Source organism: Bradyrhizobium sp. LTSP857 (assembly GCF_000938285.1).
Classification (GTDB): domain Bacteria; phylum Pseudomonadota; class Alphaproteobacteria; order Rhizobiales; family Xanthobacteraceae; genus Bradyrhizobium.
The window spans coordinates 136,714-152,492 of record NZ_JYMS01000024.1; the positions used below are offsets into that span (position 1 = coordinate 136,714).

The following is a 15,779-nucleotide window of genomic DNA, read 5'->3' on the forward strand; positions in this document are numbered from 1 at the left end:
CACGAAGACCTAACGCCCCACCTGCCCGCGATCGCGAATGAAATGATCGGCCAGCACGCAGGCCATCATGGCCTCTCCAACCGGGACGGCGCGGATGCCGACGCAGGGGTCGTGGCGGCCTTTGGTCATGATCTCGGTGTCAGCGCCGCTGCGATCGACGGTCAGACGGGGCTGAAGGATCGACGAAGTCGGCTTCACCGCGAAGCGCACCACCACCGGCTGGCCGGTGGAGATGCCGCCAAGAACGCCACCGGCATGATTGGATAGGAATCGCGTGCCGTCATTGCCGGTGCGCATCTCGTCGGCATTCTCTTCGCCGGTCAATTCAGCGGCGCCAAAGCCGGCGCCGATCTCGACGCCCTTGACCGCGTTGATGCTCATCATCGCAGACGCAAGCTCGGCATCGAGCTTGGCGTAGATCGGCGCGCCGAGGCCCGCCGGCACGCCTTCGGCGACGATCTCGAGCACTGCGCCGACCGAGGAGCCGCTCTTGCGGATGCCGTCGAGATAGGTCTCGAAGAACGCGGCCTTGTCCTTGTCGGGGCAGAAGAACGGATTGTTGGCGATCTCGTCCCAGTCCCACTTCTCGCGGTCGATCTTGTGCGGGCCCATCTGCACCAGCGCGCCGCGGACCTTCACATCAGGCAGCACCTTTCGCGCGATGGCGCCGGCGGCAACCCGCGTCGCGGTCTCGCGCGCCGAGGAGCGCCCGCCGCCGCGATAATCGCGCAGGCCGTATTTGGCCTCATAGGTGAAGTCGGCGTGGCCGGGACGAAACTTGTCCTTGATCTCGGAATAGTCCTTCGAGCGCTGGTCGGTGTTCTCGATCAAAAGCCCGATCGGCGTGCCCGTCGTCACCTGCACCCCGGTCTCCGGATGCGCCATCACGCCGGACAGGATTTTGACCTGGTCCAGCTCCTGGCGCTGGGTGGTGAAGCGCGACTGGCCGGGGCGGCGGCGGTCGAGGTCCTTCTGGATGTCGGCCTCGGTCAGCGGGATCATCGGCGGACAGCCGTCGACCACGCAGCCGATCGCCACCCCGTGGCTCTCGCCAAAGGTGGTGACGCGGAACATGTGGCCGAAGGTGTTGAAGGACATCGCTGCTCGCTTGGTTCCGGCGTGTGGTAACGCGCGAGGGGCCGAGGGTCAAACCCGCAACACCGCCCCGCAACGACGGTGGCGGGGCTTAACTATACTTCTCCAGCCGGCCGTCGCGGAACACGTAGACGGCGCCCTGCTCGATATAGAGCTCGGCGGCGCTGGCCGGCGTCTCGATGCCGAGTGAGACCATCAGGGCCCGGCAGGTCCCGCCATGGGCGACCGCAACGGTGTCGGTCCGGAGCTGGTCGTACCAGGCACGGACGCGGACCTGCACATCGGCATAGGTCTCGCCGCCTGCAGGGCCCACCGTCCATTTGTCGGCGAGGCGCCTGGCATAGATGTCGGGGTCGGTCGCCTCGCTCTCGGCCAGCGTCAGCCCTTCCCAGACGCCATAGCCGATCTCGCGCAGGCGATCGTCCAGCGCATAGTCCGCGACCGGCAGCTCCAGCTTGCCGCGCGCGAACTCCATGGTCATGCGCGCGCGGCCGAGCGGGCTCGACACGTATGGCAGCGCCGCCTTGTCGCGGCCGTCGCGCTTGAACAGATCGGCGAGAATGCCACCGGCCTGCACGGCCTGGTCGCGTCCCCGCGCGTTCAGCGGAATGTCCTTGGTGCCCTGAAGCCTGCCGAGCGCATTCCACTCGGTCTCGCCGTGGCGAAGATAATAGATCGTGGGCACAGGCATTGTCGGGGCTGCGATCAGTCCTTCGGCGCGTCAGGCCGCATCATGCCCAGCACGTTGTAGCCGGAATCGACATGGTGGACCTCGCCGGTCACGCCGCGCGACATGTCCGACAGGAAATACACCGCGCTGTCGCCAACCTCCTCGATCGTCACGTTCCGGCGCAGCGGCGCGTTGACCTCGTTATATTTCAGCAGGAGACGTGAATCGCTGATGCCGGCGAACGCCAGCGTCTTGATCGGGCCGGCCGAGATCGCGTTGACGCGGATCGCCTTCTCGCCGAGATCGGCGGCCAGATAGCGCACGCTCGCCTCCAGCGCCGCCTTGGCGACACCCATGACGTTGTAGTTCGGCATCCACTTCTCGGAACCGTAATAGCTCAGCGTGATGATCGATCCGCCATCGGTCATCAGCTTCTCGGCACGCTGCGCGATCGCAGTCAGCGAGTAGCAGGAGATCAGCATCGACTTGGAGAAATTGCCCGCGGTGGTGTCGACATAGCGGCCCTCGAGCTCCTCCTTGTCGGCAAACGCGATCGCGTGCACGACGAAATCGATCTTGCCCCACTTCTCCTTCAGCACATCGAACACAGCATCGATGGTGGCAGCATCGGTGACGTCGCAATGACCGAGCACGAGCGCGCCGACTTCGGCAGCCAGCGGCTCGACGCGCTTCTTCAGCGCATCGCCCTGGTAGGTGAATGCGAGCTCCGCGCCGGCGGCGTGGCATGCCTTGGCGATGCCCCAGGCGATCGAGCGGTTGTTGGCAACGCCGAGAATGACCCCGCGCTTACCTTGCATCAGACCTGAATTCTGCACCATTTTCTTAACGTCCCGGCGAACTGGGTTAAGGTCTGGAGGTACACCAGCCCTCCCCTGCGGTACAGTCCTAATACGCGGTGTTAACGCTGTTTCAGGCGGCGGAATAGCCGTTCCGCTCGGGTGTTATGATCGTTGAGGCGTTCGCGCCGAACGTGAAGGACGTCAAGACGGCATGAGTGCGTTTCGCCAGAGTGTGGAAGCCATGATCCCGGCGTTGCGCCGCTACGCCCGCGCGCTGACGCGCGACGCGGATGCGGCCGACGATCTGGTGCAGGACACGTTGGTGCGTGCGTTGCGTTCGGAGCGATTGTTTCTCGGAGGCGACGTCAGGAGCTGGCTCTACACGATCCTGACCAACCTCAACAAGAACCGGCGGCGCTCGCTGGCACGGCGACCGCAATTCATGCAGCTGACGGAGAACAACCCGGATGCCAGCGGGACCGAAGCCGAGGGACGGGACATCGAGAGGGCGCTCTCGACGCTCGTCGAGGAGCAGCGCTCGGTGCTGTTGCTGGTGATGCTGGAGGGCATGAGCTACCGCGAGGTCGCCGACATCCAGGGTGTTCCGATCGGCACCGTGATGTCGCGCCTGGCGCGCGCCCGCGCCCACGTTAAAGCTTCACTGGAGGGCATGCGCCCGGCGCTCAGGCGGGTGAAATGATGGCAGGATTGATGCATCGCACGTGCCGCGTCCCCTGCACGGAGAGAGACGCAGCGCAGTTGAACCGCGTAAGATTTTTTGGGCCGCAGAGCCAGAGACGACCGATATGAACGACCACAGGATTTCAGTGACCGAGGACGAACTGCACGCCTATGTCGATGGCGAGCTGCCGGCCGAGCGCCGCGCCGACGTCGAGGCCTGGCTCGCCAGCCACCTCGAGGATGCCGAGCGGGTGCAATCCTGGCGTGCCATGGCCGAGATGCTGCACGCCCGCTACGACGGCGTCGCCCAGGAGCCGGTGCCGGCACGGCTGGAGCTCGAACGGCTGGAGCGCCGCCCGCGGCAATGGCTCTACGGCGCCGTCGCAGCCACGCTGGTTGCCTTCGTTGCCGGCGGCACGGCCGGCTGGGTCGCGCATGGCGCCGCCAACGCGCCCTCGACCTTCCAGAGCTTTACGACGGACGCGCTCGACGCCCACCGCCTTTATGTCGTCGAGGTCCGCCATCCGGTCGAGGTCGGCGGCAACGAGCGCGACCATCTCCAGGCCTGGCTGACCCGGCGCTGCGGCTGGACCGTGTTCGCGCCCAATCTGGAGGCGAGCGGGCTGAAGCTCGTCGGCGGCCGACTGCTGCCGGGGCCGAGTGGACCCGCATCCTTCCTGATGTATGAGGGCGCCTCGGGCGAGCGCTACACGATCTACACCGCCAAGACCGAGAACGGCGCAACGCAGATGCGCTTCGCCAAGGCGGACAAGGACGGGGCGCTGTTCTGGGCCGAGCGCGGCGTCGGCTACGTCGTCAGCGGCGGCGGCAGCGACCGTGACCGGCTGACCAAGGTGGCACAGGCTGTCTACGACCAGGCAGAGAAAAACGGCGGCTAAGCAACCGCACAAGCGCGGTGCCTCGATTCCGACATTGAAAATTTGGAATCAAGACATGTGTGCGTCTCATTATCGCACCGAGTGCTCACGCGAATATGAGCGGCGTTCGATCCGCCGATCGACGCGGGCGGCCTCGATTGGGGTTTTTGGTACCGCGCTGGTCCCCCTCTCGAGGCCGCACCTTTTTATCGGCTACCCCGCCGGACAGCCGACACGTCGAGCACATGAAGCGCTACCACGCCTCACGCATATGATGAGCATCATCTCCTGCGAGAATGCTCTCAGCCTTTAGGAGAACCCCTTCAGTTCGATTTCGCCCTAAAGCGCGATGGCTCGCGCTTTAGCTACTTGTTTGCGCATGATCTTTTCGGAAAACCGCTGCACACTTTGCGCTAACGCGGCCCTCCGGGTCCGGATCATGCGTTAGCCAAGCCCGCTACGTGGATTGTAGGGGTGTTGGTCCCGCCACTTTTCCATCAATGCCTCAAGCTCGGCGTCGTTCCCGTCCGGTAGCATAATCCGGACGACGACGAAGAGATCCCCGGTTCCGCCAGTTTTCGGCAAGCCCTTACCTTTGAGACGGAAGGTGCGACCGCTGGAGGTGTTTTTGGGGACCGAGAGCTCGACCGCATTGCCGAGTGTGGGCACGCGAACCTTGCCGCCGAGCACCGCCTCGTAGAGCGTGACCGGCAGCTCGATGCGCAGGTCGGCACCCTCGACCTTGAAGAAGGCGTGCGGCGCAATGCTGATGGTGATCAGCAGATCGCCCGGCGGATGGCCCTGTGCGCTCTCGCCCTGCCCCCTCAGCCGGATCTGCTGGCCTTCGACGACGCCGGCCGGAATCTTGACGTTGAGTTCCTTGCCCGTCGGCAGTCGGACGCGCTTCTCGCCACCCTTGACCGCCTCTTCAAGCGAGACGGACATCGCGACGTTGACGTCGAGATCGAGCCCGACCCCGCCGGTGTCGAATTCGAACTGGGCGCCGCCGCCGGCCCCCGGCCGCGCACCGCGCACCCCACCGCCGAACATGCTGTTGAGAATATCCTCGAAGCCGCCCGCGCCCTGGCCAGGGCCCGCGCCCCCGCTGCGGAACGAGTAGCTCTCGAAACCACCGGGACCCGCGCCAGCGCGCCCGCGCGGCCCGCCGCCGCCCGGAAAGCCCTGGAAGCGCGGCTTGCCGTCGGCGTCGATCTCGCCGCGGTCGAACTGCTTGCGCTTGTCCTCGTCGCCGATGATCTCGTTGGCCGAGTTGATCTCGGAGAAGCGCTCGGCGGCCTTGGGATCATCCTTGTTGCTATCGGGATGATGCTTCTTGGCCAGCTTGCGATAGGCGCTCTTGATCGCGGCAGCGTTGGCGCTCCGCGGCACCCCCAAGACCTCATAGGGGTCGCGCATCCGTCACGTCTCCTCTTCGGAATCGAAATATCAAAGGGCTCCCCGCCCCATCTGAGCCTCATGTGGGGGGCGAGTGGCATTTTTGCAACTAGTCGGGTGAAGCGACCCGTTACGATTCGAGCATGATCTTATCGGAAAATTGGTTCCCGGATCATGCTCAGCTCCGCCACGGCTTTAACGTATGAATCTCCCAACGGCCACGGCTGCTTTGGCAACCGGCGCCCTGGAGCCAGCTTTCGGTGTTGCCGTTGACGTAGCTCGCCAGGAAATCCCTGCACTTGCGGCCGTCCTCGGCCGCGTAGGACTGTGCAATCGGCGTCACCGAGCCGCGCGCCCCGGTCTCCGGATTCTCCCAGTGCTGGCTGGCATCCTTGTCGCCCTTGCTCAGCACGTCGGAGGCGGCGTTGCGGGCGAAGGCGAGATCGGTCTCGGTCGGTGCGGCCTCCTTCGCCAGACGTGCGATCGAACCGGTCAGGTCGTTGTCATCGGCCTTGGCGTAGGCGCTGGTGTCGTTGCGGGAAAAGCTGCAACCGCCGGTGCCGAGCCCGATCAGAATCATCGTCATGACGAAGCCGGACGGCCGCATCGCCGATAGGCCAACGCGGCCCCATGCCCTATATAGGGCGGTAGCGGATAACAGCGCGTTTTGGGCCGCGGAACGCAACTCGGACTCCAGACATGACCGACACGACCTCGATGAAACACCAGACACCCTTAACATCCGGTGATTTCACCGCCGCCGATGAGCCTTTTGCGCTGTTCGAGGCGTGGTTGAACGAGGCGATCAAGAGCGAACCGAACGATCCCAACGCCATGGCGCTCGCAACCGTCGACCCGGACGGCCTGCCCGACGTGCGCATGGTGCTGATGAAAGGCTTTGATGCCGAGGGTTTCGTCTTCTACAGCCACATCGCGAGCCAGAAGGGCCACGAACTCGCCTCAAATCCTAAGGCGGCGTTACTTTTTCACTGGAAGTCGCTGCGCCGTCAGGTCCGCATCCGCGGCAACGTGACGCCGGTGACCGAGGCCGAGGCCGACGCCTATTTCGCCACCCGGCCGAAGCAGGCGCAGATCGGCGCCTGGGCGAGCAAGCAGTCGCAAGAGCTGGAGAGCCGCTTCGCCTTCGAACAAGCCATCGCAAAAGTCGCGGCCAAGCACATCATCGGCGAGGTGCCGCGGCCGCCGGGCTGGAGCGGCTGGCGCATCACGCCCTCGCGTATCGAGTTCTGGCACGACCGCCCGTTCCGGCTGCACGACCGCATCGAATTTCGCCGTGACGCGGCCGGGCAGCCGTGGTCCAAGATGCGGATGTACCCTTAGCATTTTGTTTGAGCATGATCTTTTCGGAAAACCGCTGCACACTTTGCGCTAACGCGGCCCTCCCGGTCCGGATCATGCTCCAACCTGAAAGACCTCCATGCCGCAGTCGTCCAATGCGCCGCGCCGTACGCTGCTCCTGACCGGAGCCAGCCGCGGCATCGGCCATGCCACCGTGATCCGTTTTTCCTCGGCGGGCTGGCGCGTCATCACCTGCTCACGGCATCCGTTCCCGGAGGATTGCCCGTGGGACGCGGGCCCTGAGGACCACATCCAGGTCGACCTCGCCAACCCCGCGGATACGACGCGCGCGATCTCCGACATCCGCGATCGCCTCGAAGGCGGCATGCTGCATGCGCTGGTCAACAACGCCGCGATCTCGCCGAAGGGCCCGGGCGGCTCCAGGCTCGGCTCGATCGACACCGATCTCGACACCTGGACGCATGTGTTCCACGTCAACTTCTTCGCGCCGATCATGATCGCGCGCGGGCTTATCGAGGAATTGAAGGCGGCCAAGGGCTCGGTGGTGAACGTCACCTCGATCGCGGGCTCGCGCGTGCATCCCTTCGCGGGCGCGGCCTATGCGACCTCCAAGGCCGCGCTCGCGTCCCTGACTCGCGAGATGGCGTCGGACTTCGGCCGCGTCGGCGTGCGCGTCAACGCCATCGCGCCGGGCGAGATCGATACCTCGATCCTGTCACCCGGCACCGAGAAGATCGTGGAGCAGCAGATCCCGCTGCACCGGCTCGGCACGCCCGACGAGGTCGCCAAGATCATCTATGTGCTGTGCACGGAGACGTCGTCCTACGTCAACGGCGCCGAGATCCACATCAACGGCGGCCAGCACGTGTAGGCCAAGCGGGCAAAGCATGGGCCGGTTCGCGAGCACTGCATCACTCTACGAGCATCTGCGGCCGCCCTACCCGAGCGAATTCTTTCGCAGCGTCGCGCAAAAGCTCGGCCTCTCCAAACGATGCGGCTTGATCGACCTCGGCACCGGACCCGGACTGCTGGCGCTCGGCTTCGCGCCCTATGTCGGCCGCATCGTCGGCGTCGACCCTGAACCCGCAATGCTCGAGGCCGCGCGACGCGCGGCTGCAAACGCGGGGCACGCGCTCACGCTGATCGAAGGCAAGGCGGAGACGCTTCCCGCGGACATCGGCACTTTCGACATCGTCACGATCGGCCGCGCGCTGCATTGGATGGATCGCGACCAGACGCTCGCGCTGCTCGATCGGCTGGTCGCACGCGACGGTGCGATTGCGATCTGCGCCTCGTTCTCAGCCACCAACGGCCGCAACCCGTGGCTTGACGGTTACAACGAAGTCCGCCGCCGCTGGTCGCCGGCCCAGCTCTGGGAGGAGGCCGGCCGCGGCACGCGAACCCATCGCGACCTGCCCGCGTTCTTTCGCGGCAGCGCCTTTCAGCCCACTGAGCTCGTCGCGGTCGAGACAAGCCACGCGGTCAGCGTGCAGGACCTGACGCGACGCACCCTCACCTACTCGTCGTCCTCGCCGGACGCGTTGGGCGAGAATGTCGAAGCGATGCTGCATGAGGTCGAGGAACGCCTGGTGTCCTTCAGCCGCGACGGCATGATCGCCGAGACCATCATCTCAACGGCGCAGATCGTGAAGCGCTAGGTGATTTGCCGCGCCAGGGGCGGGAAGCAAGGCGATCCAGACAACGCCGCCGCAAGACCTGGATCGCCTTGACCCTTCCGTTCCTCAATCGGCGCGAAACCGACGCGGCTGTTCGCGCAACCGCGGAGCGGTTGCGCTGATTGCAGTCGAGCAGTCGTCGTCGTTCTCACCGTCGAGCAGCGGAGCACCACAGTGCCGGCACATCCGTGCCGACATCGACGACGCCTTGCCGCTCGCCAGGACCTGACGATAGTTCGCCAGATCGATGACGTTGCGGGGCGACGTTATGTGTTTCTCAACCATGGCTGTTCCTCGCGGCTACACGATGCTTATCGCAGACAAGCTTCGCGTAAACGTTCAGCCCACCGCTCAAATTTTACCGGAGCAATTGGGGCGACGGGCACACATCACTGCGCGGCCTCAATCCCGCTCTATTCTGCGACATCAAACGCCATGTCTCTGCGAACGGCGTAAGGTCTCGGTCACTATTTTCCGAGAGCGCGACGAGATCACAGCCACTTCTTGAACTTGAAGATCCAGTACGGAACGATGGCCGCGATCAGCATCAGCACCAGCGCAAACGGATAGCCATGCGCCCAATCGAGCTCCGGCATCGACTTGAAGTTCATGCCGTAGATCGAGGCGATCAGCGTCGGCGGCATCAGGACAACAGCCATGACCGAAAACAACTTGATGATGTTGTTCTGCTCGAGATTGACGACGCCGAGCATGGCGTCGAGCACGAAGGTGATCTTGCCGGAGAGATAGGAGGCGTGGTCGGTCAGCGAGACGACGTCGCGCTGCATGGTCTTGAGCTGCTCGCGCATGTCCTTCGACCATTTCACGCCCTCCACCACCGCCGAAAGGAACGCGACGACGCGACCGATCGAGACTAGGCTCTCGCGAACCTTGGAGGTCAGGTCGCCCTTGCGGCCGATCGCGGCCAGAATCTGCGCGTACAGCTTGGCGTGGCCGTGGCGATCCTGCTCCGGCTCGAAGATGTCGTGTGAGACCTGGTCGATCTCGGCGCCGCAGCGCTCCAGAATGTCGGCGCAGCGGTCGATCACGGCGTCCAGCAGTTCCATCAGCACCATCTCGCCGGTGATTCCGGGCGTGCAGGTGCGGGCCAGCTTGGCCTCGACGAGGGCGAATGGCTTGGGCTGGTCGTAGCGCACCGTGACCAGACGGTGGTCGCCGAGAATGAAGGTGACCGCCGTGGTCCGGGGCATGTCGGTGTCGGAGTGGCACATCAGCGTCGCGGTCATATAGCGCGCGCCGTTCTCGATATAGAGGCGGCTGGAGATCTCGATCTCCTGCATGTCCTCCCGGGTCGGGATCGCGATCCCCGAGAGCCGCTCCACGGCCTTGTCCTCGGCCGCGGTCGGGTTGAACAGATCAATCCACACCGCGTGCTCTGGCACCGCCGTGAGGTCGTCGACAATAGCCTTCTTCAGGGAGGATTCAGAGGGAACAAACACCGAAAACATGAACAACTCCAGTGGAGGACTGCGGCCGACCAGCAGCCCCTTAGCGCGATTCTGACAAGTTCATGATGACAACTACATTAACGGAGCGTTCGCATTTGTGGCCGCACCGTGGCACGGAATCGACAGTTCGGCATCCTTTGTCCAAAAACCGGCGCCAAGTCGCAAAACTTGCGGCAAAAAAGCCACAGGTTGGGTCTCGCAGCGCGGGACAAGCTCCGAAAGGCTGGAATTGTGGCAGATTTCAACGATAATAGGGGCCACGGAGTCGTGGAATTGAGCCCAGCTCAAGCCCCGCGAAAGCTTGTTGTTTTCGATTGGAACCAAATCATGTCGTTGCTGAAAGTTACGCTTGGTATTTTGGCCGCCGGCTTCATGCTGTCGGGCTGTATGCAGTCCACGCACTTCGAAGCAACCAACACGCAGAATTTCAAGCCGAAGGACAAGGAACTGCTCGCCAAGATCCGGTACGAGAACACCCCGGTCGCTGAGCCGTTCCGCCGCGCCATCGTCGACTATCACCGCAAGGAATCGCCGGGCTCGATCGTGGTCGATTCCGACAACCATTACCTCTACTACGTGATGGATGGCGGCAAGGCGATCCGCTACGGCATCACCGTCGGCGAAGAGGCCATGGCCTGGTCGGGCATTGCCAAGGTCGGCAGCATGACGGAATGGCCGGCATGGCATCCGACTCCGGGCGAGATCTCGCGCCTGGGCGTTCCGACATTTGTCGCTCCCGGCCCCGACAATCCGATGGGCTCGCGCGCGATGTACCTTTATTCGGGCGGCAAGGACACGCTGTTCCGCATTCACGGCACCAACCAGCCTGAATATATCGGCGCCTCGATCTCTTCGGGCTGCATCCGCCTGACCAACGAGGACGCGATCGATCTCTACAGCCGCGTCAAGGTCGGCACCATCGTCGTGGTGCTCGAGCCGAAGCACGGCGACTCGCCCTACAACTCGCGTCTCGCGCTGCAGGGTGGCGGCACGGGCCAGGCCGGCAGCTTCTGATCGCCGCCTGATCTCGCGGGCCTACAAAAAGCGCCGGTTTCACCGGCGCTTTTTTGTTGCCGGCTTGCTCTTGCTGGAGTCAGCGGCCGGCTTGTCCGCGGGCGCGGCCGGCTTCGCCGTCTCCTGATCGCCAGCGCCCTCCTTTGTTTCAGATTTGGCCGCGACCTCGCGCGGCGGCGCCTCTTCGGGGCGTTCTGCCGGCAGCAGCGGGGCGACCTGCGGCAGAGGATCCCAGACATTCCACTGGCAGATCCGGTAGTCGTTGCGGCGCTGCGCCAGGTCGAGATGGATGTGGTCCTCGTGGTACCAGTCTGACCCTGGACCGAGCACGGTGGAAAAGCGCGAGCAGACCGAATGCAGCACGCGCTCGCGCACGTCGCGCGACATGGTGCGGTCGGTCAGACCGATCGACTGCCCGTTGGCGAGCTTGATTGCGCGGACATCGAGCGCGTTGGCCTTGCCGTGCTCGGACAGCATCGCGCCGACGATGCGATTGCGGCCGCGGCACTCGAAGGAGTCGAAATTATCGAGGTCGTTGATGGTCGAGCCGAGGCTTGCGGCGAGCGGCACCATGTCCGAGCGCACCCAATCGGCGATCGCCGACGCCATGGTGCAGCGGAGGACCGCCGCCGGCTTGACCGCAACCTTGCGCTTGTCCGGCAGCACGATGGCTTCCAGCCGCACCAGATCCTCGCCGCCGCAACCGCCGGGGCCGCGGATGTCCGGAATCGAGGGCGCGATCGCGATCTCCTCGGTCAGCGCGAGGCGGCAGGCCGAGGCCTGTTTCTCGGGCGGGGGCGCTGCCTCGGCGGGCTTTTCGGCGGGCGGCTTGTCGAGGGAAGGCTTGTCGGACGAAGGCTTGCCCTCGGCGGCCGGTGAGCCCTTGTCCGACGTTTTGGGGGCTTCCTCCGGCCGCGGCTTGGGCAAGGGGATTTTGGCCGAATGAGCCGGCCCGCGCGGCCGTGGTGTACCAAGGCCAAAGATATCGAGCGGTGCAGCATAATTTCGCGCGCTCACGGGCCCAGACAGCACAAGAGATAGCCCGAGCCCAGCGGTAACCATTGCCGCGCCGGTGGACATATAGCCGCGACAAGACCATTTGCGGCGAAAGTCCGGCAGGCTAAAACTCATGACAATTCTTTGGCCCAGCGCTGAGAGCGATAACAAAGTCCAGCCCACCTCGGAGGAACGTCTGAATGCTCGGTTTGATGCAAGATTGGCCCCTGCTCTGCCACCGGATCATCGAACACGCCGCCAGGATTCATGGCAAGCAGGAGGTTGTCACGCGCTCGGTCGAGGGACCGATCCATCGCACCACCTATGCCGAAATCCACAAGCGCGCGCTCAAGGTCTCGCAGATGCTGGAGCGCGACAGCATCAAGCTCGGTGATCGTGTCGCCACGATCGCCTGGAACACTTGGCGCCATCTCGAGGTCTGGTACGGCATCATGGGCATCGGCGCCATCTGCCATACCGTGAATCCCCGCCTTTTCCCCGAGCAGATCGCCTGGATCATCAACCATGCGCAGGACCGCATCGTGATGGTCGACCTCACTTTCGTGCCGGTCCTCGAGAAGCTCGCCGACAAGCTGCCGAGCGTCGAGCGTTACGTCATCCTGACCGACAAAGCGCATTTGCCTGAGACCACGCTGAAGAATGTCGTGGCCTACGAGGACTGGATTGCGGAGGCCGACGGCAAATTCAAATGGAAGGACTTTGACGAGAACACGGCGGCTGCGATGTGCTACACGTCCGGCACCACGGGCGATCCCAAGGGCGTGCTGTACTCACATCGCTCCAACGTGCTGCACGCGCTGATGGCCAACAATGTCGACGCGCTCGGCACCAGCGCCTCAGAGACGATGCTGCCGGTGGTTCCCCTGTTCCATGCCAATAGCTGGGGCATCGCCTTCTCCGCGCCCTCGCAGGGCACCAAGCTCGTCATGCCCGGCCCCAAGCTCGACGGCGCCTCGGTCTACGAGCTGCTCTCGACCGAGAAGGTGACGCATACCGCGGGCGTGCCGACGGTGTGGCTGATGCTGCTCCAGCACATGGGCGCCAACAATCTGAAGCTGCCAGACCTGAAGATGGTGATCTGCGGCGGCTCGGCGATGCCGCGCTCGATGATCAAGGCCTTCCTCGACATGGGCGCGAATGTCCGCCACGCCTGGGGTATGACCGAGATGAGCCCGATCGGCAGCGTCGCGGCGCTGAAGCCGCCGTTCCAGAATGCGACCGGCGAGGCACGGCTCGACGTGCTCCAGATGCAGGGCTACGCGCCGTTCGCCGTCGAGATGAAGATCACCGACGATGCCGGCAAGGAGTTGCCTTGGGACGGCAAGACCTTTGGGCGCCTGAAAGTCTCAGGGCCCGCGGTCGCCAAGGCCTATTTCCGCCTCGATGCCAACATCCTCGATGAAGATGGCTTCTTCGACACCGGCGACGTCGCGACCATCGACGAGGCCGGCTATATGCGGATCACCGACCGCTCCAAGGACGTGATCAAGTCCGGCGGTGAGTGGATCTCCTCGATCGACCTCGAAAACCTCGCGGTCGGCCACCCGGCCGTGGCGGAAGCCGCCGTGATCGGTGTCTTCCATCCCAAATGGGACGAGCGGCCGCTTTTGATCGTGCAGCTCAAGCAGGGCCAGCAGGCCACGCGCGACGACATCCTCAAATACATGGACGGCAAGATCGCCAAATGGTGGATGCCCGACGACGTCGCCTTCGTCGACGGCATCCCGCATACCGCCACCGGCAAGATCCTGAAGACCGCGCTGCGCGACCAATTCAAGGAATATCGCTTCCCGAACGCGGCGGCGTAGGTCGCCAGAGGCGTCATGGCCGGGTCAAGCCCGGCCATGACGACCTGGGCGCCTGCAGAACTCTTGAATTTGCCGTCCGGCCGTGGTCTCAACGCCCCTATTGTCGCGCCAAATCGGCCGCTGACGCCCCAAAACCCCGGCAGAGCTCACCCGATGGCCCGCAGGTTTTCCGCTCCCTATCAGTCGGAGCCCGTGTCCAGCCTCGCGAGCTGGGCGCGCAATCTGGCCGTGTTCGCGGTGGTGGCGGTGGTGGTGTCGATCATCGTCGTCCGCTTTGGCTTCCTGGAGATGAAGCCGGCGCTCGCGACCTTCTTCGGCGGGCTCGCGATCGCTGCGCTCTCGATCCTGTTCGGCCTCGCCGGCTTTGCCGCGATCTGGCAGAACGGCTCGCGCGGCATGGCGCGTATCCTGCTCGCCTTCGTCATCGACGGAGCAATCCTCGCCTACCCCGCCTATCTCGGCCTGCAATACCGCAAGTTGCCGGCGATCCACGACATCACCACCGACCCGATCGACCCGCCGCGCTTCGACGCGCTGGCGCGCTTGCGCACCGGCGACGGTGCCAACCCAGCGGTCTATGCCGGCCTCTATTCGGCCGAGCAGCAGCGCCAATTCTATCCCGACATCGAGCCGATCGAGCTCGAAATTCCGGTCGACCGCGCCTATGCGATCGCGCTCCAGCTCGTCAACAAGCGCAAATGGCTGGTCATCGACGAGCGCGCGCCGCAGCCGCCGCGCCGCATCGGCCGCATCGAGGCGGTGGCGCGCTCGCCGATCATGGGCTTTCGCGAGGATATTTCCATCAGGGTCGTGCCTGATGGCGACGATTCCCGCGTCGACATCCGCTCCGCCTCACGTTTTTTCGAGAGCGACCTCGGCAGCAATGCTGCGCGCGTGACCAAATTCATCGACGATCTCAACACCGCAGCCGACGCCGACGCGCTGAAGCCGGTGAAGAAGACCCCGGTGGCGCCGCCCAAGGCGCCGGCGAAGACGGTGAAGAAGTAACGAGAACTAGCCGGCCGCCATCCTGTAGGTGCCGCCAATCACCGGGTCACCATCCGTCGCGACCACGCCGCGCGCGACCAGATCTTCCAGATGCGCCAGCACGGAATAGCCGGCAGCCGTCGTCAGTCGGGGATCAATGCCGATATAGATCGCACGCACCATGGTCGGGATGTCGGCCTCGCCCTTGGCGAGGCGATGCAGGATTGAGGCCTCGCGCGCCTTGCGGTGTCGGATCAGGAAACGCACGAAGCGCGGGCCATCCGGAATCTCGGGGCCGTGGCCGGAGAAATACAGATCCTCCTCGCGGGCGGCGAGCCGGTCGAGCGATTCCATGTAGTCGATCATCGAGCCATCGGGCGGCGCCACGATCGAGGTCGACCACCCCATCACGTGATCGCCGACAAAGTTGAACTTTCGCTCGGGCCAGGCGAAAGCAAGATGGTTCGCGGTGTGGCCGGGCGTGGCCACCGCTTCGAGTTTCCAGCCGGCGCCTTCGACGACGTCGCCATGGGCGATCCTGACATCGGGCGCGAAGTCGCGGTCGGAGCCGGACTCCGGATTGTGCTTTTCGCTCTCAAAGCGCGGGCGCGAAGCACGATGCGGGCCCTCGGCATAGACGGTTGCGCCGGTGGCCTGCTTGAGCCGCGCGGTGTTCGGCGAATGGTCGCGATGGGTGTGGGTGACCAGGATGTGCGTCACGGTCTCGCCGCGAACGGCATCGAGCAGCGCTGCTGCATGCGCCTCGTCATCCGGACCGGGGTCGATCAGCGCGACTTTGCCTTGGCCTACGATGTAGCTGACCGTGCCGGTGAAGGTGAACGGGCTCGGATTGTTACAGAGGACACGCCGCACGCCGGGACGGACTTCCTCGACGACACCGGGCTTGAGCGGAAAGTTGCGGTTGAACGGGATGTCGTCGTTGTCGGACATGGGACTTCCTGTGCAATG

Annotated in this window: 17 protein-coding genes; 8 read left to right on the top strand and 9 right to left on the bottom strand. The window is 64.5% G+C overall.

From position 1 onward, the window contains the following. Positions 1-9: 9 nt before the first annotated feature. From aroC to fabI, 3 genes are all read right to left on the bottom strand, one after another. Positions 10-1,098 carry a chorismate synthase gene (aroC, locus tag UP06_RS13000; RefSeq protein WP_045002968.1) on the bottom strand — a complete coding sequence of 363 codons (1,089 nt, stop codon included), beginning with the start codon at positions 1,096-1,098 and terminating at the stop codon, positions 10-12. Between the two features lie 88 nt (positions 1,099-1,186). Continuing rightward, the gene (locus tag UP06_RS13005; protein WP_045002969.1) at positions 1,187-1,786 is read right to left on the bottom strand and encodes a histidine phosphatase family protein; all 600 of its coding nucleotides are present in this window, start codon (positions 1,784-1,786) and stop codon (positions 1,187-1,189) included. Positions 1,787-1,800: 14 nt separating this feature from the next. Continuing rightward, complete coding sequence (fabI, locus tag UP06_RS13010) at positions 1,801-2,604, bottom strand: enoyl-ACP reductase FabI (RefSeq protein ID WP_045002970.1); 804 nt, start codon at positions 2,602-2,604, stop codon at positions 1,801-1,803. Positions 2,605-2,776: 172 nt separating this feature from the next. Here fabI and UP06_RS13015 point away from each other — a divergent pair, with 172 nt between their 5' ends. Continuing rightward, positions 2,777-3,265, top strand: a complete 489-nt coding sequence (locus UP06_RS13015; RefSeq protein ID WP_045002971.1) for a sigma-70 family RNA polymerase sigma factor — start codon at positions 2,777-2,779, stop codon at positions 3,263-3,265. 106 nt (positions 3,266-3,371) lie between these two features. Continuing rightward, the gene (locus UP06_RS13020) at positions 3,372-4,145 is read left to right on the top strand and encodes an anti-sigma factor family protein (RefSeq protein WP_045002972.1); all 774 of its coding nucleotides are present in this window, start codon (positions 3,372-3,374) and stop codon (positions 4,143-4,145) included. 423 nt (positions 4,146-4,568) lie between these two features. On the opposite strand, the gene UP06_RS13025 is transcribed toward UP06_RS13020, so the two are convergent. Beyond that, complete coding sequence (locus UP06_RS13025; protein WP_045002973.1) at positions 4,569-5,540, bottom strand: DnaJ C-terminal domain-containing protein; 972 nt, start codon at positions 5,538-5,540, stop codon at positions 4,569-4,571. Positions 5,541-5,697: 157 nt separating this feature from the next. Further along, a complete protein-coding gene (locus UP06_RS13030) occupies positions 5,698-6,105 on the bottom strand; it encodes an RT0821/Lpp0805 family surface protein (RefSeq protein ID WP_045003059.1) in 408 nt (135 codons plus the stop codon). 113 nt (positions 6,106-6,218) lie between these two features. On the opposite strand from UP06_RS13030, the gene pdxH reads away from it, so the two are divergent. The 3 genes from pdxH to UP06_RS13045 all read left to right on the top strand — a co-directional run bounded on the left by pdxH (position 6,219) and on the right by UP06_RS13045 (position 8,497). Then, positions 6,219-6,860 (top strand): pyridoxamine 5'-phosphate oxidase, encoded by a 642-nt coding sequence (gene pdxH, locus UP06_RS13035; RefSeq protein ID WP_045002974.1) that lies wholly within the window; start codon positions 6,219-6,221, stop codon positions 6,858-6,860. A gap of 97 nt (positions 6,861-6,957) precedes the next feature. Beyond that, a complete protein-coding gene (locus tag UP06_RS13040; protein ID WP_045002975.1) occupies positions 6,958-7,710 on the top strand; it encodes an SDR family NAD(P)-dependent oxidoreductase in 753 nt (250 codons plus the stop codon). Between the two features lie 16 nt (positions 7,711-7,726). Beyond that, positions 7,727-8,497 (top strand): class I SAM-dependent methyltransferase, encoded by a 771-nt coding sequence (locus UP06_RS13045; RefSeq protein WP_045002976.1) that lies wholly within the window; start codon positions 7,727-7,729, stop codon positions 8,495-8,497. A gap of 84 nt (positions 8,498-8,581) precedes the next feature. Here UP06_RS13045 and UP06_RS13050 read toward each other — a convergent pair whose 3' ends face one another. Together UP06_RS13050 and UP06_RS13055 are read right to left on the bottom strand one after the other, a co-directional pair. Beyond that, positions 8,582-8,800, bottom strand: a complete 219-nt coding sequence (locus UP06_RS13050) for a hypothetical protein (RefSeq protein ID WP_045002977.1) — start codon at positions 8,798-8,800, stop codon at positions 8,582-8,584. Between the two features lie 206 nt (positions 8,801-9,006). Continuing rightward, positions 9,007-9,984, bottom strand: coding sequence for a magnesium transporter CorA family protein (locus UP06_RS13055; RefSeq protein ID WP_045002978.1), 978 nt, complete (start codon positions 9,982-9,984; stop codon positions 9,007-9,009). A 327-nt stretch (positions 9,985-10,311) separates the two neighbouring features. Here UP06_RS13055 and UP06_RS13060 point away from each other — a divergent pair, with 327 nt between their 5' ends. Next, positions 10,312-10,998, top strand: a complete 687-nt coding sequence (locus tag UP06_RS13060; protein WP_045002979.1) for a L,D-transpeptidase — start codon at positions 10,312-10,314, stop codon at positions 10,996-10,998. A gap of 39 nt (positions 10,999-11,037) precedes the next feature. On the opposite strand, the gene UP06_RS13065 is transcribed toward UP06_RS13060, so the two are convergent. Next, complete coding sequence (locus UP06_RS13065; RefSeq protein WP_045002980.1) at positions 11,038-12,129, bottom strand: extensin family protein; 1,092 nt, start codon at positions 12,127-12,129, stop codon at positions 11,038-11,040. Positions 12,130-12,194: 65 nt separating this feature from the next. Here UP06_RS13065 and UP06_RS13070 point away from each other — a divergent pair, with 65 nt between their 5' ends. Further along, complete coding sequence (locus UP06_RS13070) at positions 12,195-13,823, top strand: fatty-acid--CoA ligase (RefSeq protein WP_045002981.1); 1,629 nt, start codon at positions 12,195-12,197, stop codon at positions 13,821-13,823. Positions 13,824-13,976: 153 nt separating this feature from the next. Continuing rightward, positions 13,977-14,831 carry a DUF1499 domain-containing protein gene (locus tag UP06_RS13075; protein ID WP_045002982.1) on the top strand — a complete coding sequence of 285 codons (855 nt, stop codon included), beginning with the start codon at positions 13,977-13,979 and terminating at the stop codon, positions 14,829-14,831. A 6-nt stretch (positions 14,832-14,837) separates the two neighbouring features. Here UP06_RS13075 and UP06_RS13080 read toward each other — a convergent pair whose 3' ends face one another. Continuing rightward, the gene (locus UP06_RS13080; RefSeq protein ID WP_045002983.1) at positions 14,838-15,761 is read right to left on the bottom strand and encodes an MBL fold metallo-hydrolase; all 924 of its coding nucleotides are present in this window, start codon (positions 15,759-15,761) and stop codon (positions 14,838-14,840) included. Positions 15,762-15,779 lie beyond the last annotated feature (18 nt).

Excerpts from the sequence above, each read along its gene's own strand:
- UP06_RS13005 (WP_045002969.1), bottom strand. The coding sequence starts at position 1,786 with ATGCCTGTGCCCACGATCTATTATCTTCGCCACGGCGAGACCGAGTGG.
- UP06_RS13030 (WP_045003059.1), bottom strand. The coding sequence starts at position 6,105 with ATGACGATGATTCTGATCGGGCTCGGCACCGGCGGTTGCAGCTTTTCC.
- UP06_RS13070 (WP_045002981.1), top strand. The coding sequence starts at position 12,195 with ATGCTCGGTTTGATGCAAGATTGGCCCCTGCTCTGCCACCGGATCATC.
- UP06_RS13055 (WP_045002978.1), bottom strand. The coding sequence starts at position 9,984 with ATGTTTTCGGTGTTTGTTCCCTCTGAATCCTCCCTGAAGAAGGCTATT.
- UP06_RS13040 (WP_045002975.1), top strand. The coding sequence starts at position 6,958 with ATGCCGCAGTCGTCCAATGCGCCGCGCCGTACGCTGCTCCTGACCGGA.
- UP06_RS13060 (WP_045002979.1), top strand. The coding sequence starts at position 10,312 with ATGTCGTTGCTGAAAGTTACGCTTGGTATTTTGGCCGCCGGCTTCATG.
- UP06_RS13080 (WP_045002983.1), bottom strand. The coding sequence starts at position 15,761 with ATGTCCGACAACGACGACATCCCGTTCAACCGCAACTTTCCGCTCAAG.
- UP06_RS13020 (WP_045002972.1), top strand. The coding sequence starts at position 3,372 with ATGAACGACCACAGGATTTCAGTGACCGAGGACGAACTGCACGCCTAT.
- UP06_RS13015 (WP_045002971.1), top strand. The coding sequence starts at position 2,777 with ATGAGTGCGTTTCGCCAGAGTGTGGAAGCCATGATCCCGGCGTTGCGC.
- UP06_RS13050 (WP_045002977.1), bottom strand. The coding sequence starts at position 8,800 with ATGGTTGAGAAACACATAACGTCGCCCCGCAACGTCATCGATCTGGCG.
- UP06_RS13045 (WP_045002976.1), top strand. The coding sequence starts at position 7,727 with ATGGGCCGGTTCGCGAGCACTGCATCACTCTACGAGCATCTGCGGCCG.
- fabI (WP_045002970.1), bottom strand. The coding sequence starts at position 2,604 with ATGGTGCAGAATTCAGGTCTGATGCAAGGTAAGCGCGGGGTCATTCTC.
- UP06_RS13075 (WP_045002982.1), top strand. The coding sequence starts at position 13,977 with ATGGCCCGCAGGTTTTCCGCTCCCTATCAGTCGGAGCCCGTGTCCAGC.
- UP06_RS13025 (WP_045002973.1), bottom strand. The coding sequence starts at position 5,540 with ATGCGCGACCCCTATGAGGTCTTGGGGGTGCCGCGGAGCGCCAACGCT.
- aroC (WP_045002968.1), bottom strand. The coding sequence starts at position 1,098 with ATGTCCTTCAACACCTTCGGCCACATGTTCCGCGTCACCACCTTTGGC.
- UP06_RS13065 (WP_045002980.1), bottom strand. The coding sequence starts at position 12,129 with ATGAGTTTTAGCCTGCCGGACTTTCGCCGCAAATGGTCTTGTCGCGGC.
- pdxH (WP_045002974.1), top strand. The coding sequence starts at position 6,219 with ATGACCGACACGACCTCGATGAAACACCAGACACCCTTAACATCCGGT.